15 protein-coding genes are annotated in these 17,512 nt (G+C 48.1%); 11 read left to right on the plus strand and 4 right to left on the minus strand.

Features of this window, described 5'->3' with window-relative positions; all coding sequences use genetic code 11:
* The first annotated feature begins 29 nt into the window (after nucleotides 1-29).
* The 4 genes from leuB to L976_RS04015 all read left to right on the plus strand — a co-directional run bounded on the left by leuB (nucleotide 30) and on the right by L976_RS04015 (nucleotide 5,054).
* Nucleotides 30-1,124, plus strand: coding sequence for a 3-isopropylmalate dehydrogenase (gene leuB, locus L976_RS04000; RefSeq protein ID WP_047534490.1), 1,095 nt, complete (start codon nucleotides 30-32; stop codon nucleotides 1,122-1,124).
* Nucleotides 1,124-2,548, plus strand: coding sequence for a 3-isopropylmalate dehydratase large subunit (gene leuC, locus L976_RS04005; RefSeq protein WP_047534492.1), 1,425 nt, complete (start codon nucleotides 1,124-1,126; stop codon nucleotides 2,546-2,548). The genes leuB and leuC overlap by 1 nt, the downstream gene beginning before the upstream one ends.
* Nucleotides 2,549-2,572: 24 nt before the next feature.
* A complete protein-coding gene (leuD, locus tag L976_RS04010; protein ID WP_047534496.1) occupies nucleotides 2,573-3,178 on the plus strand; it encodes a 3-isopropylmalate dehydratase small subunit in 606 nt (201 codons plus the stop codon).
* Between the two features lie 529 nt (nucleotides 3,179-3,707).
* Nucleotides 3,708-5,054 (plus strand): outer membrane protein transport protein, encoded by a 1,347-nt coding sequence (locus tag L976_RS04015; protein WP_047540122.1) that lies wholly within the window; start codon nucleotides 3,708-3,710, stop codon nucleotides 5,052-5,054.
* A 58-nt stretch (nucleotides 5,055-5,112) separates the two neighbouring features.
* Here L976_RS04015 and L976_RS04020 read toward each other — a convergent pair whose 3' ends face one another.
* Complete coding sequence (locus tag L976_RS04020) at nucleotides 5,113-6,399, minus strand: NAD(P)/FAD-dependent oxidoreductase (protein WP_047534498.1); 1,287 nt, start codon at nucleotides 6,397-6,399, stop codon at nucleotides 5,113-5,115.
* Between the two features lie 423 nt (nucleotides 6,400-6,822).
* Between L976_RS04020 and glpK the strand changes: the two genes are divergently transcribed.
* The gene (gene glpK, locus L976_RS04025) at nucleotides 6,823-8,307 is read left to right on the plus strand and encodes a glycerol kinase GlpK (RefSeq protein ID WP_037428871.1); all 1,485 of its coding nucleotides are present in this window, start codon (nucleotides 6,823-6,825) and stop codon (nucleotides 8,305-8,307) included.
* A 78-nt stretch (nucleotides 8,308-8,385) separates the two neighbouring features.
* On the opposite strand, the gene L976_RS04030 is transcribed toward glpK, so the two are convergent.
* From L976_RS04030 to L976_RS04040, 3 genes are all read right to left on the minus strand, one after another.
* A complete protein-coding gene (locus tag L976_RS04030; protein WP_037422850.1) occupies nucleotides 8,386-8,703 on the minus strand; it encodes a hypothetical protein in 318 nt (105 codons plus the stop codon).
* Between the two features lie 93 nt (nucleotides 8,704-8,796).
* Complete coding sequence (locus L976_RS04035) at nucleotides 8,797-9,870, minus strand: PepSY domain-containing protein (RefSeq protein ID WP_047534502.1); 1,074 nt, start codon at nucleotides 9,868-9,870, stop codon at nucleotides 8,797-8,799.
* A complete protein-coding gene (locus L976_RS04040) occupies nucleotides 9,867-10,601 on the minus strand; it encodes a peptidase (RefSeq protein ID WP_231570469.1) in 735 nt (244 codons plus the stop codon). The genes L976_RS04035 and L976_RS04040 overlap by 4 nt, the downstream gene beginning before the upstream one ends.
* Before the next feature lie 492 nt (nucleotides 10,602-11,093).
* On the opposite strand from L976_RS04040, the gene mraZ reads away from it, so the two are divergent.
* From mraZ to L976_RS04070, 6 genes are read left to right on the plus strand one after another with little or no spacing between them, the layout of a single operon-like run.
* Nucleotides 11,094-11,552, plus strand: a complete 459-nt coding sequence (gene mraZ, locus L976_RS04045; protein WP_037422844.1) for a division/cell wall cluster transcriptional repressor MraZ — start codon at nucleotides 11,094-11,096, stop codon at nucleotides 11,550-11,552.
* A 30-nt stretch (nucleotides 11,553-11,582) separates the two neighbouring features.
* Nucleotides 11,583-12,524 (plus strand): 16S rRNA (cytosine(1402)-N(4))-methyltransferase RsmH, encoded by a 942-nt coding sequence (rsmH, locus tag L976_RS04050; protein WP_011624305.1) that lies wholly within the window; start codon nucleotides 11,583-11,585, stop codon nucleotides 12,522-12,524.
* 11 nt (nucleotides 12,525-12,535) lie between these two features.
* Nucleotides 12,536-12,850, plus strand: a complete 315-nt coding sequence (gene ftsL / locus L976_RS04055; protein WP_037422840.1) for a cell division protein FtsL — start codon at nucleotides 12,536-12,538, stop codon at nucleotides 12,848-12,850.
* Between the two features lie 13 nt (nucleotides 12,851-12,863).
* On the plus strand, nucleotides 12,864-14,615 hold the full coding sequence (locus L976_RS04060) for a peptidoglycan D,D-transpeptidase FtsI family protein (RefSeq protein ID WP_037422838.1): 1,752 nt from the start codon (nucleotides 12,864-12,866) through the stop codon (nucleotides 14,613-14,615).
* Complete coding sequence (gene murE, locus L976_RS04065) at nucleotides 14,612-16,090, plus strand: UDP-N-acetylmuramoyl-L-alanyl-D-glutamate--2,6-diaminopimelate ligase (protein ID WP_047534508.1); 1,479 nt, start codon at nucleotides 14,612-14,614, stop codon at nucleotides 16,088-16,090. The genes L976_RS04060 and murE overlap by 4 nt, the downstream gene beginning before the upstream one ends.
* Entirely contained in the window at nucleotides 16,090-17,472 is a 1,383-nt protein-coding gene (locus L976_RS04070; RefSeq protein ID WP_047534511.1) for a UDP-N-acetylmuramoyl-tripeptide--D-alanyl-D-alanine ligase, read from the plus strand. Before murE ends, L976_RS04070 begins: the two co-directional genes overlap by 1 nt.
* Nucleotides 17,473-17,512 lie beyond the last annotated feature (40 nt).

Below are 17,512 nucleotides of genomic sequence, written 5' to 3' on the forward strand. Positions count from 1 at the left end.
GTTTTCACATTGAAGGAGTGAGCGGGCGTATGAGTTATCAAATTGCAGTATTAGCCGGGGATGGCATTGGGCCTGAAGTGATGGCCGAGGCGCGTAAGGTGTTAAAGGCGGTTGAGGCACGTTTTGGTCTTAATATTGAATACACTGAATATGATGTTGGCGGTATCGCCATCGACAATCATGGCTGTCCATTGCCAGAGGCAACACTGAAAGGCTGTGAAGCGGCCGATGCCATTCTATTCGGCTCTGTCGGTGGCCCAAAGTGGGAAAAACTGCCGCCCAATGATCAGCCCGAGCGCGGTGCATTGTTACCGCTACGGGGTCACTTCGAACTGTTTTGTAACCTACGCCCCGCTAAATTGCATGATGGTTTAGAACATATGTCACCGCTGCGCAGCGATATTTCTGCAAGAGGTTTCGATGTTCTCTGCGTGCGTGAGTTAACGGGTGGGATCTACTTCGGAAAGCCTAAGGGGCGCCAAGGTGAAGGTGAGAGCGAAGAAGCCTTCGATACCATGCGTTACAGCCGCCGTGAAATTAGCCGTATTGCGCGCATTGCCTTTGAAGCCGCTCGCGGACGCCGTAAAAAAGTCACTTCGGTCGATAAGGCAAACGTATTGGCTTGCTCGGTATTGTGGCGTCAAGTGGTCGAAGAAGTGGCGGTCGATTTTCCCGACGTTGAGCTGGAACATATCTATATCGACAACGCGACCATGCAGTTGCTGCGTCGCCCCGATGAGTTTGACGTCATGCTGTGTTCTAACTTGTTTGGTGACATTCTATCGGATGAAATCGCCATGCTGACGGGTTCTATGGGCTTGTTGTCTTCGGCGAGTATGAATAGTACTGGCTTTGGTTTGTTTGAACCCGCTGGTGGCAGCGCGCCGGATATTGCAGGTAAAGGTATTGCTAACCCGATTGCACAAATTCTATCGGCAGCACTGATGCTGCGCCACAGCTTAAAGCAAGAAGAGGCGGCAAGTGCGATTGAACGTGCTGTGACTAAGGCGCTGAATTCTGGCTATTTAACCGGTGAGCTATTAAGTAGCGACCAACGCCATAAGGCTAAATCGACGGTCGAAATGGGCAACTTTATCGCCGATGCAGTTAAGGCAGGTGTGTAATGACTAATCCTTCAATATCAAGCGCTCCGAAAACCCTGTATCAAAAGGTGTGGGATGCCCACGTTGTAGCAATTCCCGAGGGTGAAGCACCGATCATTTATGTCGACAGACATTTGGTTCACGAAGTGACATCGCCTCAAGCCTTTAGTGGCTTAAAAGTGGCGGGGCGTAAATTACGTGCCCCGGAGAAAACTTTCGCGACCATGGATCACAACACCTCGACCCGCAGCGCTAGTCTAGATGCTTTAAGTCCGATGGCGCGCACTCAGGTCGAGACCTTGGCGCAAAACTGTAAAGACTTCGGCGTATGCTTATATGATATTCACCATCCGAATCAAGGGATTGTACATGTTATGGGGCCTGAGCTTGGGATTACCTTACCCGGCACTGTGATCGTCTGTGGTGATTCTCACACCGCGACCCACGGCGCCTTTGGCGCCTTGGCCTTCGGTATCGGCACTTCCGAGGTGGAGCATGTGTTGGCGACCCAGACTCTGCGCCAATTAAAAGCCAAGACCATGAAAATCGAAGTCCGTGGTCAGGTCACCGATGGCGTGACCGCCAAAGATATCGTACTGGCGATTATCGGTAAGATAGGTATGGATGGCGGCACTGGCTATGTGGTTGAGTTTTGTGGTGATGCCATTGAAGCCTTATCGATGGAAGGGCGTATGACAGTCTGCAATATGGCGATTGAAATGGGCGCTAAGGCGGGCATGGTTGCGCCGGATCAAACTACCTTCGATTACTTAGAAGGGCGTGAATTTGCACCCAAGGGCGAAGATTGGGCGCAAGCCGTCGCTGAATGGAAAACACTGAAAACCGATGTTGGCGCTGAGTTTGATGCCACCGTGGTGTTGGATGCTGTCGATATCGCGCCGCAGCTCACGTGGGGTACTAACCCTGGACAAGTCGTTGCTATCGATGCGCCAGTGCCTAATCCTGCCGATGAGGTGAATCCAACAATTCGCGCTAGCATGGAAAAAGCACTGGACTATATCGGCTTAACTGCTGGTTCGCCAATGACAGCTGTGGCGATCAATAAGGTCTTTATCGGATCTTGCACTAACTCGCGGATTGAAGATTTACGCAGCGCGGCGAAACAGGCGCAAGGGCGCAAAGTGGCTGCGGGCGTTACGGCAATCGTAGTACCTGGCTCTGGCCAAGTGAAGGCGCAGGCCGAGGCCGAAGGCTTAGATAAAATCTTTATCGAGGCCGGATTCGAATGGCGTTTACCGGGCTGCTCTATGTGTTTGGCGATGAACGATGACAGATTAGAGGCGGGTGATCGCTGCGCTTCGACCAGTAACCGTAACTTCGAAGGTCGCCAAGGACGTGGTAGTCGTACGCACTTGGTGAGTCCGGCGATGGCGGCAGCGGCGGCGATCGCGGGCCATTTTGTCGATATCCGCAAACCTTACTAACCGTAATCCCAACAGGAGAAGTTAATGCAACCTTTTACTTGCCATACCGGGCTTGCGGTGATGATCGACAGCGCGAATATCGATACCGATCAAATTATCCCGAAGCAATTTTTATCTAAGGTGACGCGCGATGGATTCGGCGTGCACTTATTTCACGATTGGCGCTATTTCGATGATGCGGGAGATGTGCCAAACCCTGAGTTCACCCTAAACAAACCTCGCTATAGCGGCGCCTCGATTCTGCTGGCGCAGGAAAACTTTGGCTGTGGTTCTAGCCGTGAACACGCCCCGTGGGCATTGGCGGATTTTGGCCTGCGCGCCATTATCGCCCCGAGCTTTGCCGATATTTTTTATGGAAACTCCATCAATAACGGTTTACTGCCGGTGAAGCTTAGCGCGAGTGAAGTGCGTCAGTTAATGGATGAGGTGGCGAGCGAAGAAGGCGCACAAATCACCGTCGACTTAACCACTTGTAAGGTGACATCGCCTTCTGGCGCTGAGTTTAGCTTTACACTGGCCGAGTCGGCGCGACATAAATTGCTGAATGGATTAGATGCCATTGGATTGACCTTATCCCACGGGACGCAGATCAGCGAATACGAATCACAAATCCCAAGTTGGCGACGCTGAGCTATTCGGCGAACACTTGTACCTTAATAGATGTTAATCTTAAACGCCTAGTTCGAAAACTAGGCGTTTTTGTTATTTCTGCTTAAGCGGCTAAATGTAATTTATTGTATTTATTAGTTTAAAATGAAGGGTGACTTTCCTGTATGGTAAGGAAAATGATCGATAGTGATTTGTGCTGAATTTTTATGAATAAAATGGCTTACAAGTGTTTATGAGTTTTATGTTATTTAATTTATTGTTTTTAAATTAATTTAACTCTTGTGGTGCTTGCCTTGAAAATGCTTTCAGCAAATCTATCTTTGGAAATGCACTGATTATTCTTGTTTTAAAAGTGATTTGCCTCACTAAAAATATTGATTAGATTGTTTTGGCTAGTTTTTTTATCTGTTTTATTCTCGCTTGTTGCAAACATCTTCTGCATCAGTAAACTGCCGAGCATTCAATATGGAGTGTTTGCTCTATTTTGTGTGAGCGCCATTGTGATCCCGTGAATGGCACAAGATAACAATAATATTTTTCGAGAATAATGATGCAAAAACGTCTTCTGACTTTGGCTGTGACTGCGGCCCTATTAAGTACAACGACTCAAGTCCATGCCGCAGGTTTTCAACTTGCCGAATACTCAGCAACTGGCCTAGGCCGTGCCTTCGCCGGTGAAGCTGCGATGGCGGATAATGCTTCGGCACAAGCGCGCAACCCTGCGATGCTGACCTATTTAGAAGGTCGCCAGTTATCTGCTGGTGGTATCTATGTGATGCCAAATGTGGATGTAAAAGGTGATGTGAGCCTAAGCTCGCCTCTGCTTGGTCCTAATCCAATCGTGATGAACGGTGATGCTATCGACGTAGCCGATGACGCTTTGGTACCTAACTTCTATTATTCCAATCAGTTAAATGACCAATGGACTTGGGGTCTAGCGGTAAACTCTAACTATGGTCTCGCCACTGAATTGCCAGCGACCCATGCTGCGGCCATTTTTGGTAACAAGACATCAGTAACGACCGTTGAGTTTAATCCAAACATTGCGTACCGCATCAATGATGCAGTCAGTGTTGGTGGTGGTGTGCGTATCGTTTATGGTGAAGGTGAAATCGGTGCTTCGTTACCGGGCTGGGTGGATAAAATTAAACCCGGTTTACCTCCACAAGTAGCTGGTATGCTGCCTCCTGGTGGCACTGAACTCAAAAGCATGAAGGGTGATGACATTGGTTACGGTTGGCAACTCGGTGCTAGCTGGCAAATTAACCCTGCCCATCGTTTAGGTTTTGCTTACCACAGTGGTGTGCAGCTTGATTTAGACGGTCATGCTTCTGGTGTGATTTACGATGGTGGTCAAAATCTGTCAATCGAAGGTTATTTACCACTTGAGTTGCCTGCGTTTGCAGAGCTGTCGTCTTATCACCAATTGACAGACAACTGGGCAATGCACGCCAGTGTTAACTGGACGGATTGGAGTGTATTCGATCAGTTAGTGGCTTATTTTCCTGGTGAAGTTAAGCCAAAGGGTGGTCTAGAATCTGATCTAGTAAAAGAAGAACACTTTGAAGATAACTGGCGTTTTGCTTTAGGTACGACTTACCAAGTGAGCAATGATTGGTTAGTTCGAGCCGGTGTTGCCTTAGATAAAACCGCCGCAAATGATGAGTGGCGCACGACAACTATCCCTGACTCTGACCGTTTGTGGTTCTCTGTGGGGGCAGGTTATCGAGCGACTAAGAATCTCAATATTGATTTGGCGATCACTTATATCCGTGCAATGGGTGATGCTCCTATTAATGAGCAGCAAAACCTGCTCAACTTAGCAACAGTGAACTTTAACGGCGAAGCGAGCGGTGATGTTTGGTTAGCAGGCATTCAAATGAGTTATAAGATGTAATGCCTAAATAATTAAAAAGCCCTGAATTCTCAGGGCTTTTTTGTCTCTAAGCGTAGGGCTACTCACTATCTTTTGGGCCATGTGTTCGATGGATCCCTAAACTTCCGAGTACGTATTTTTCGTAAATAGGCTCGCTGGTGCCATTGCGGACTTTGTAGAGAAAGTATTTCTCAAAGGCAATTTTGGCCACATGCACCCATTTACCCATGGACGTCCAGTTAGCATTACGGGGTGGATTTTGCGGCAGAGCCACAAAAGCGGCGCCTTTATCTCCCATGTCAGCTAAACAAATGGCGTTGAGTGTTGGGTGGGTTTGTGGTGGCTCTCCTTTTAGGTTGGCAAGGATGTTATCCACAATTGCTGTCGTCATCGATTCAATCATAAAACCTGTTTTGGGTACGCCAATCGGTACGGGGGTTTTTTCCAGTGGTGGCAGCGCGACACAAACTCCAGCGGCATAGATTTCTGGGTAACGTGGTGATCGTTGGAAGGAGTCGGTGAGAACAAAGCCTTTCTCGTTACATAGCTCAGGTACCGATGCAATGGCTGCACTGCCCTTGAAGGGCGGTAAAAACATCGCCAAGGAGAAGGGTAAGATATGTTGGAATTCTACTTCGCCCTTTCGATCCAATTCGTCAACATAAGCCATACCTGATTCAAAGTGGGTTGTTTTAGCATTGCAAATCCACTTGATGCTACGTTCTCTAAATTCATGTTCCATAAGTGACTTAGAGTCCCCAACGCCACCGAGCCCCATATGACCCACATAGGGCTCACTGGTCACAAAGGTAATAGGGATATGCTGACGAACTTTATGTTTACGTAATAAGCTTTCTAGGGATAACACATACTCATAGGCTGGACCAAAACAACTTGCCCCTTGCAATGCGCCTACTACCACTGGGCCGGGTTTTGCGAGCAGTTGTTGAAAGCATTCATAGGCTTTTTCGGCGTGATCAATGGTACAAATAGATTGAGTAAACCCTTCAGGGCCCGAACCTGGGACGTTTTCAAAGGCGAGTTTAGGGCCTGTGCAGATGACTAAATAGTCGTAATTATTTGTTGTACCATCCCCTAAGGTGAGCTTTTTGTTGAGTGGGTCTATATGGGTAACACCTTCACCGGAATAACTAATCTTACGTTTAGCTAAGTAGGTTCCAATTGGAAGACTGATGTCTTCGCGCTTACGTTCACCGAGTGCTACCCAAGGATTTGAGGGAACAAATTGGAAGTCAGCCCCTTCACTGATCACACCTATTTCACAATCGGAAGGCAGTCGCTGTTTGAGTTCAAATGCTGCCGATACGCCACCTAGTCCCGCCCCAATTACAATGACTCTTTTCATTATCTACTCCTCCGAATGGATATTGTTAACAAAGAACCTGCCTTGGTCTTTGTATAATCTAAATTTTATCAATTAGATTTTTCTAATTATATAAAGCGTAGAAGGTATTTGTTTATTTGCAAAGCGAGTTGGGCGCATTGATGCTTTAGGGGCATTTTGGCTGCAATTAAGCGGGCGTATGCACTTGTGCTGTCCTTATTCTAGATAAACGGATAATAGTGCTGCCCTAGCAAACAGTATGTCATCGGACACGCTACACACCTGAGTATCTTCTTAATGATTTATTTGATTTTATTCACTGTTTCGGCCGATGCTGGTCAAAGACAGCCATTAAGAATATATTCACCCCAAGGGAATTTTGTGGCGATAATGTTGACCATAAAATCTCAATGGCGTTGATTTGGCTTGAAGAAAGGAAAGAGTGTGCAGAAAAAATATGTAGTGGCGTTAGATCAAGGCACAACCAGCTCAAGAGCGATTGTGTTTGACCACGATGCCAATATTGTCAGTGTTTCACAGCGGGAGTTTACTCAGCTTTATCCTAATCCCGGCTGGGTTGAACACGATCCAATGGAGATTTGGGCAAGCCAAAGTTCAGTGCTTATTGAGTCGTTGGCTCGAGCGGGGATTCACAGCGATGAAGTGGCGGCGATTGGTATTACCAATCAGCGGGAAACCACCGTTGTTTGGGAAAAGGCCACAGGCAAACCGGTTTACAATGCCATTGTGTGGCAGTGTCGCCGCAGCGCTGAGATCTGTGAGCAACTGAAAGCGCACGGCTTAGAAGATTATGTGCGTGAGAATACCGGCCTTTTACTCGATCCTTATTTTTCAGGCACTAAGATCAAATGGATCTTAGATAATGTGCCGGATGCACGTGCGAAGGCCAAACGAGGTGAACTGTTATTCGGCACTGTGGATACTTGGTTGCTGTGGAAACTCACCGAAGGCAAAGTCCATGTGACCGATCCCACCAATGCAGCCCGTACGTTGCTGTTTAATATCCACAGCCTGAGTTGGGATAGCAAGCTGCTGGAGGCGCTCGATATTCCTGCCGCCATGTTGCCTGAAGTAAAACCTTCTTGCAGTGTCTATGGCACAACCCGTATTGCCGGTGAGGGCAGCGAAATTCCACTCGCGGGGATCGCGGGCGACCAACAGGCAGCGCTCTTTGGCCAGCTTTGTGTCGAGCCGGGAATGGCTAAAAATACTTATGGCACTGGCTGCTTTTTATTAATGAACACAGGCAATAAAGCCGTGCGCTCATCCCATGGGTTATTAACCACAGTGGCGGTAGGCGCTCAAGGTGAAGTGAACTACGCCCTAGAAGGCTCAGTGTTTATGGGCGGCGCGACAATTCAATGGTTAAGGGATGAGCTGGGGCTTATTCGCGATGCCAGCGATACCGAATATTTTGCCTCTAAAGTCGCGGATACCAATGGGGTGTATTTAGTGCCTGCTTTTGTTGGGCTCGGTGCTCCCTATTGGGATCCTAATGCCCGTGGCGCACTGTTTGGGTTAACGCGCGGCGCTAACCGTAATCATATTATCCGTGCTGCATTAGAGTCGATTGCCTACCAGAGTAAGGATTTACTCGATGCCATGATTAAAGACAGTGGCGTCAGCCTAAAGCGTTTGAAAGTGGATGGTGGCGCGGTCGCAAATGACTTTTTAATGCAATTTCAAGCAGATATTACCGATGTTGAAGTGTTACGGCCGAGTGTTTGCGAAACGACCGCTTTGGGTGCGGCATTCTTAGCTGGGCTGGCCGTTGGATTTTGGCACTCGGTAACTGAGCTGGAGCATAAGGCCTGTATCGATAAACACTTCAAACCGAATATTGATGCGAGTAAAAGGGAGCGGTTATACGCTGGTTGGCAAGATGCGGTGGCAAGAACGCGTTCTTAGTTTCGTTTAGGCTTGAAACACATAAGGCGCACCCTGAGGTTGCGCCTGCGAGAATATATTTATTTAACGGCCAGCACGTTAAACTTCGATATCGATAATATGTTTGTTAGCTGGCTGCGCTGTGTCAGCGGTATCGTCAGTGACTTCAAGTACTTTTCCTTCTTTTAAATCTTGTTTGTCCGCTGCGCGGCGTTTTTTATTGCGACTGGCATTATCCTGTTTACGTCTTTCCCTGACTTTCGCATCTAGGGTGGGTGGCAATTGCGACTGCGGCGTTTCATGGCTATCGGGCGCATTGGCGGTGGCACTGCTCACCTGATCAACGATCCGCTTTGGGGTTAATACGGGTTTTACTGGCTGAGCCAGCATAGCGTAAAGACTGTCCAATCCACTCATAGCGCCTCCTTGGTTTATGACCACTTAATCCTTTATCGGCAGGGGCTGCTCAATATTTAGACTATACGCCGATTGAAGCTTATGCGCGATACTCTACTGGCACTCTGACTTTGGCCAATATCTGTGTTGCGCCTTAGTGACGAGTGCAAGTTTGCTAGAGCTGGCCTTGTGTTGGCAGCTTAGGCGAATGCCCTGTTCAAGCTCTGCTGTGGTGAGTTTATCCAGATCATAATCATTGGGACTGGGCGCCTGCTCGACAAACCTGAGTTTACACAGGCCGCAGCGTCCGCCACCGCCACATTGGGTTCTTAGCCTTTCACTCCCTCGATTAATGCTTTCTAAATAAGTGCCATTGAGCTCGGTAAATTCGGCAAGAGGTTGATTGTCCTGAGTATAAAGCGCCAGTTTTCCTGTTGCGGCCTTACGTCTAAAGAAAGGGAGTGATAACTGACTTTGATGGAATTTATGCCCAAGGATGTAAATCCCCGAAAGACCGAATAACAGCGCGGCAATGCTGACGAGTTGTACCAATACGTGGTTAAAACCAATGCCATTATCGGGAGCATAATCCATAAAATGCAGCATAAACAGCAGATCTTTAAGATCCGATTGGCGATTTTGGTGGGCAAGAATCAGGCCCGAGGCTGTATCGATATAAATCCGAGTGCCTACTTTGTCCGCGGCTGTCAGCATAGCAACTGGGCCACTGGCGTCGAATGGCGTTTCATGGGTGAGGATTTGCGGTGCGCTGAGTTCACCAGGGCCTGAGTAACTCTGTTTGGCAATAGCGAGTATCTCGGCATCATGCAAGGATAGCGGTTGGAGTGAGTCGGCCCAAAACCAGCGGTTTTGCTGAGTTGTTGTAAGGGCATACACTGCGCGGCTAAGCACTGAAGTCAACTTAAGCTCGATAATGCCTTCTGCTTGATATTGTTGCAGTAGATTAGCCGTGGGGGCGAGTGCAGTAGTGGGACTCGCTGTTTGATGCGTAGTGCGATATGGGTTCGCATCGAAAAAACGCTCGTCAATCAGGTTAAAGGCCAGTCCTGTTACGATCCAAATCAACAGTTGCAGGCCAACAATAAGTGATAGCCATTTGTGTAGAGTTTGCATCACTAAACTGATATGGCGTTTACTCTCAGCATTCCGTTTGTTTGAGAAGCTCATTTTGGCTCCTCTTGGGAGTTAGTATTGCGAAAACTGATATAGCTCAACGCGATACCAAAGAGTGCGGTCAATAGGGCGAGTGTACTCATTACCGTGAGTAACGGGTTCTGCACATTCTCCCGAGTCTTGTAGTCCATAATGTGCAGCATCCACATTATATCGAACAGCCGCCAGTAATTATGTCGAGCGCTGACCAATTGTCCTGTGACCGCGGAGATATAGAGTGTCGAGTTCATTGCATCGTCCAACTCCAACTGCCATACAGGTAATGCGCGGAGGGAGATTTCATTCGGTGCTGTTTGCTGGTGGAGTGTTGAATGGATGATCTTAGCCTTGCCCGTGTATAGTTGCTGAGCAGTGTCGAGTGCTTGTTGTTGATTTAAGAGGGGTAATAATTCTCCCGTCACAGTGCTAAAACGCTGTAATTTCCCCGCTATTTTGGCGCTATAAAAGAGTGTGCTTTGGTGAGCATATAAATTGATTTCTGTTGCATCTGGGTGAGTTTTGATGAAATCCGTCAAGCTATAAGCGGGAGCTTCTACATGGAAAATTGCGGCATTGTTCTTGTTTGCCAAAGGTTTGCCACGGATAAACTCGATATCCATCCATACCATATAAGCACCTGTTGCAACCCATATCAACAATTGAAAGGCGGCGAGGAGTGCAAACCATTTGTGGTAGGTGCGGATCTGAGTTGCGGTCATAGGCGATTTATTTTGAGTTAATCCCATGGGAGTTTTGATCTTCCTCGCAATCGTGAAATAAAAATACTCACCTAATTGCAGAATAAATCTACAACCAAAAATAAAATTTCAGCTATTTATGCTGAAATTTTACACTTTACGGGATCACAAAAAGGTTAATTTTAGGTTTGTTTTGTTACGCGTTGTGAGTCTAGCGTGATTTACCTATGAGGAAAATCCCACATTTACCGAAATTTTGTGGCAGAAATTTCATTGCAACTGCCTGAAAGCAAAAGGCTGCTGTTTTTTTGTCCGCTTTTTATTTCTATGGTTTCCATCGTTTAGCTGATTTTAAGCTGCTCATTTTGTCAAAACATTGTCGCTAAGTTATGGGGTCAACATGCTGCTAACCCGCTTGCCGACTGGCTTTATAAAAGGATCCCATCCCTTGACAATGCTTGTCGACTATCCCTAAACTTAGCATTTGTGGGAAATAGTGGATATTTGTGGATCAAAAAGCAAAGGATAGGATGAATTAGCGTGTTTCGTGGAGCCAGTGCTATCAACTTAGATACAAAGGGACGGATCGCTATTCCAGTGCGATACCGCGAACCTTTGCAACTAGAGCACCAGAGCCGCATCGTCATCACAGTCGATATTCAATCTGCGTGTTTGCTCCTTTATCCCCTCCACGAATGGGAGTTGATTGAAGCTAAGTTGCTCAAGCTTTCGGATACAGATAAAACCCAACGATCCCTTAAGCGCATGTTGCTGGGCTATGCCCATGAGGTGGAGCTCGATAGCAACGGACGCATATTACTGCCACCACCGCTAAGGCAGTATGCCAATTTGGATAAGCGCATCATGCTGGTGGGACAGTTAAACAAATTTGAGCTGTGGGATGAGCAAGCTTGGCTGCAGCAAATTGATGAGTGTCAGGAAACGATTCGAAGCGAGGAGCTTGCTAACAACGAGCGTCTGGCGGATTTTTCACTCTAACGAGTCGCATAATTAAATAAGAAGAAATTAATGAGTCAAGAATTTGCCCATTTATCCGTTTTGCTCGAAGAAACGGTTGGCGGTTTAAACATTAAAGACGATGGCATCTATATTGATGGCACGTTTGGCCGCGGTGGTCATTCAAGACAAGTATTGCAAAGACTGGGTGAAAACGGACGCCTGATTGCGATCGACCGCGATCCTCAGGCTATTGAAGCTGCTAAACAATTTGCCGATGATCCCCGTTTTCAAATCGTACACGGTGGCTTTGGTCAGTTAGCCGATTACGTCGAAGAGCTTGGTCTGGTTGGCAAGATTGATGGTGTGTTACTCGACTTAGGCGTGTCCTCACCGCAGCTCGATGATGCGGAACGTGGTTTTAGCTTTTTGCGTGATGGTCCACTCGACATGCGCATGGACAATAGCCAAGGTGAAACCGCTGCCCAGTGGTTAGCCCGTGCTGAAATTGAAGATATGGCATGGGTATTCAAAACCTATGGCGAAGAGAAAAATGCTCGTCATATTGCCCGTTGCATTGCTGCCGACCGCGATAAAACCCCGTTTTTACGTACCAAAGATTTAGCCGATTTAATTGCGCGGATCACCAAAAACAAAGAGCGTAATAAACATCCTGCCACCCGCGTGTTTCAGGCAATACGTATCTATATCAATAGTGAGTTAGATCAAATTGATCAAGCACTTGAAGGTGCATTAACCGTGCTTGCTCCGCAGGGTCGTTTATCGATTATCAGCTTTCACTCTTTAGAAGACCGCATAGTGAAGCGATTTATCCGCCGCCACAGTCAAGGTGAGAGTGTGCCCCATGGTTTACCCATCACTGAAGATCAGATTAATAAGTCGCGTAAACTACGTGCCATTGGCAAGGCGATTATGCCATCCGATGAGGAAATTGAGCGCAATGCAAGAGCCCGTAGTTCGGTATTGCGCATTGCCGAGCGACTAGATTACTAGAGGGCAAACAAATGAGTAAGCCCTCATTGAGTCTACCACAGGTTGTATTACACGACCTTTGGCAACACAAATGGATTTTGTTACTTGCCCTGCTCGTGCTCAGTAATGCAGTGGCTGTGGTGTATACCAGCCATGTGAGTCGCAAACTCACTACTGAATGGGATCTGCTATTGCAGGAGCGTGACAGGTTAGATATCGAGTGGCGCAATTTATTATTGGAAGAGCAATCCCAAACGGAGCATAGCCGAATTACGCGGATTGCATCGAAGGATCTCAACATGAGTCGCCCATTACCCAGCGAAGAAGTTGTGGTAAAGGTGCCGTGAACATAGGGAAGATATGATTAGGCAAGCAAAAACCAAACAGGCAAGCAAAAAGCAAAAGCCACAACTGATCCATTGGCGGTTATACGTCGTGGTTGGTTTTGTATTTGCGATGTTTTCAAGCCTGGTGGGTCGTGCTGCTTATATCCAAATTATTGAGCCTGATAAGCTTCGCCATGAGAGCGATATGCGTACGTTACGTACTACCAGTCGTGAGGTACAGCGTGGCTTAATTACTGATCGCAATGGGGATATGCTGGCGGTGAGTGTGCCAGTGCGTGCAGTGTGGGCAGATCCAAAGCAAGTTAACGATAGCAATGGCTTTACAGATATGCGTCGTTGGCAAGCACTGGCTGACGTATTACACGAACCCGTTGAAGACGTACTCGATAAAGTCCGTAGCAATCCAACTAAACGTTTTACCTACCTTAAGCGTCAAGTGACTCCCGCGGTGGCTGATTACATAACTCAGCTTAAATTGCCTGGGGTATTTTTAAAGTCTGAGTCTCGCCGTTACTATCCCGGTGGTGAGATAACTGCCCAACTTATTGGTATCACTAATATCGATGATGTTGGTATTGAAGGCGTTGAAAATGCCTATAACAGTTGGCTTACTGGTACGCCATCCAAACAGAAAGTACGTAAGTCACGTGATGGTCATGTGGTTGAGCGCCTCGATATCGTCCAAGAAGGCGAAAGCCCAAATGATCTTGTCCTGAGTATCGACCATAGGATCCAGCAGCTTGCCTATCGCGAGTTAAAGCGCACCACAGAGATGAACCAAGCGACGTCAGGGTCGATTGTGGTACTCGATATCCACACGGGTGAAGTGTTAGCGATGGCGAATACGCCCTCCTTCAACCCTAATTCCCGTGATAATTTTCAAACCTTCAGAATGCGTAACCGCGCGATGACGGACACCTTCGAGCCCGGCTCGACCATTAAACCCTTTGTGGTTGCGGCGGCGTTAGAAGCGGGCACCGTTAAATCCACCGATGTGATCCCAACCTCTCCAGGTTGGATGCGTTTAGGTGGACGCCAAGTGCGTGATGCATCTAACTACGGTGATATGACGTTAGCGCGTATTTTGGCCAAATCCAGTAACGTGGGCATTAGTAAATTAGCCCTGTCGATTCCAGTACAGCAGTTACTCGGCACTTATCAATCCATGGGATTAGGTAGTTTTTCAGGGATTAACTTAACGGGAGAAAGCGCAGGCCTTATCCAAGATCGCCACCGTTGGTCTGACTTTGAGCGTGCCACTTTATCCTTTGGTTACGGCTTAACCGCGACGACGCTGCAATTAGCGCGGATGTACGCGACTTTAGGCAATGGCGGCACTTTATATCCAGTATCGATTTTAAAACTTAAAAAGCCGCCCGAAGGTGAACGGGTGATTTCAGAAGAAGTGGCTAGAGACGTGCTGCAAATGATGGTGGGTGTCACCGAAAAAGGTGGTACAGGTACACTTGCGCATATCGATGGTTATCCCGTCGCAGGTAAGTCGGGCACCAGCCGTAAGGCGGTAGCCGGTGGTTATGGTGATGATTATGTTGCGTTATTTGCAGGCGTTGCGCCGGTGAATAATCCCAAACTCGCTATCGTCGTTGTGGTCAATGAACCTAAGGGCGATCTCTATTATGGTGGTTCAGTGGCAGGGCCTGCTTTCGCTAAGGTGATGTCAGGCGCACTGCAAATGTTAAATGTTGAACCCATTTCCGATAAAGAACAGGTGCAATTGGCGGGTCTCGCCGGGAGAACTGAATAATGTTATTAAGGGATCTACTCGCTCCTTGGTTCCCCTACGCGGGCGAACAAACCTTCCAAGATTTGACTCTAGATAGCCGCGCAATACGTCGCGGCGATGTGTTTTTAGCGCTGCCTGGACACAAGGTCGATGGTCGTCAGTTTATCGATAAGGCCTTAGCCCAAGGTGCGGCTGCAGTGTTAGTGCATACGGATAATCACCAAGAGCAGGGCAAAGTTATTGCGGCTGAGCAAGGCGTACAGATTTATTTCTATGAGTTAGCTAAGCACGTTTCAGCGGTGGCTGCGGTGCGTTATCCCGTTGTTCAAGGTCAATCTATGGCCATTGTGGGTATTACAGGGACTAATGGCAAAACTTCGACAAGCCAATTGTGCGCGCAATTAGTGACCCTGCTTGAGGGTAAAGCGGCGGTGATGGGCACGCTCGGCAATGGCCTGTGGGGCGAGTTAGTCGATAGCGGCAATACGACCGCCGATGCCATTACCTTAATGCGCCAACTTAATGAATTTGCAGATAAAGGTGTAAATACCTGTGCGATGGAAGTCTCGAGCCATGGTTTAGTCCAAGGGCGAGTCGATGCCGTACCCTTCGATGTGGCGGTATTTACTAACTTAACCCGTGATCACTTGGACTACCACGGCGATATGGAAAACTATGCCGCGGCCAAGCAAATGCTGTTTCGCTTCGACTCCCTGCGCCATGGTTTACTGAATTTAGACGATCCCGTGGGCGTCGCTTGGTTATCCGAGCTGGCAAACGTTCCTGCGAAGATGTGGGGTTTTAGCATTGAAGCGCATACCGATGCTGCGTTTTACACTAAGAATGCCCAATTTAACGACCAAGGCGTGCAGGCGACCTTAGTCTGGCCCGAGGGCGAAATCGATATTCGTTCGCCGTTATTAGGCGCTTTTAACCTCTCGAATTTACTCGCTGCACTATCAGCCCTGTATTTACAGGGAATGGATATGCGTGCATTAGCTGCCAAGGTACCTTACTTAGTGCCCGTGTCTGGCCGTATGGAACGTTTTACCACCGCGGACAACATCACCTTAGTCGTCGATTATGCCCACACCCCCGATGCGATTGAACAGGCACTTAATGCCCTGCGTCGTCACTGTGCAGGGGAGCTTTGGTGCGTGTTTGGCTGCGGTGGCGACCGTGACAAGGGTAAGCGGCCTTTAATGGGGCGTGCGGCGGAGCAATTTGCCGATCGCATTATGGTGACTAGCGATAATGCCCGCAGCGAAGATCCTAACCAAATTATTACCGATATTATCCAAGGGCTGACTCACCCAGAGCGAGCGCTGACCGAGGTTGACCGTGTGGCTGCGATTAAACAAGTCGTCGCACAGGCTAAATCTGGGGATGTGATTTTGCTTGCGGGCAAAGGCCATGAAACTTACCAAGAGGCGGCAGGTGTGCGTCATGACTATGATGAACGCGCCCTGGCACGTCAGTTATCGGAGCAACGCTAATGATCCCAATTTCCCTCGGGGCACTGAGCCAATACTTAGGTGCGCATCGAGTCGGTGACGATGTCACCATCCAAGCATTAAGCAGCGATAGCCGTAAAATCGGCCCCGCGACCCTTTTCGTCGCCTTAAAGGGTGAGCGGTTTGATGGCCATGATTTTGCGGCCACGGCAATTGAAAATGGCGCCATTGCATTACTGGTTGAACGTGAATTGGCCTTTGATATTCCGCAGCTAATTGTTGCTGATTGCCAAAAGGCCATGGGCGCGATTGGCGCCTATGTCCGCGACCAAGTGAATCCTATTTGTGTGGCATTAACTGGCTCTAACGGCAAAACCAGCGTGAAAGAGATGATTGCCACTATTTTGTCGGCTAAGCATCAAGTACTTTACACCGCGGGTAATTTTAATAATGAAATCGGCGTACCTTTAACCCTACTGCGCTTAACCCCCGAAGATAAGTATGGGGTATTTGAGTTAGGGGCTAACCATAAAGGCGAGATTGATTACACCTCTGCATTGGTCCGTCCGCATGTGGCGTTAGTCAATAACGTCGGCAGTGCCCATTTAGAAGGCTTTGGCTCGCAGGCCGGTGTGGCGCAGGCAAAATCGGAAATTTATAACCATCTGCAACAAGGCGGTACTGCGATTATTAATGCCGACGACGCCTTTGCTGATGTGATGCGTGTTAAAGCCAAGCATTATAAGCAATTGAGCTTCTCCCAGCAGGAAGGCGCGGCGAAACGCCAAATCGATGTGATTGCGACAGGTCATAAAGCCAATAGCGATGGTTGTTACCGCTTTATTCTTAATTATGCGGGTGAGTCCTGCGAAGTGACCTTACCTTTAGCGGGACGTCATCAAGTCAGCAATGCCTTAGCTGCTGCAAGTGTTTGTATCGCATTAGGATTAACTCTAAAAGAGATCGCCGAAGGCTTAAGCAAACTGATCCCCGTTAAGGGACGTATGCAGCCGACTCAATTAGGCCGAGTCCGTTTAATCGATGATAGCTATAACGCTAACCCTGTATCCGTGGGGGCGGCTATCGCTTGGTTAAAGGAAATTTCTGAAAATCGTTGTTTGGTACTGGGAGATTTGGGCGAATTAGGCGACAATGCGCCCCTTTTACACGCTGAACTGGGACAACTGGCAAAGCAACAGGGGATTGATGCCCTGTTCTGTACTGGCACCTTGACTCAGCATACTAGCCAAGCTTTCGGGGCGGAGCACCATGATAGCGTGGCGACGTTAGTAGAAAAACTCATAAAACACATTAACCAGTTGCCGGGACAGGTGACGGTTTTAGTTAAAGGTTCACGAAGTGCCGCAATGGAGCGGGTCGTGGATGGCCTAACAGTAGCCTTCGGGCGTGGGGAGTTAGTGTAGATGCTGGTGTATCTGGCCGAGTATTTGACCCGTTTTCATA

This window comes from Shewanella sp. ZOR0012, from assembly GCF_000798835.1.
GTDB lineage: Bacteria > Pseudomonadota > Gammaproteobacteria > Enterobacterales > Shewanellaceae > Shewanella > Shewanella xiamenensis.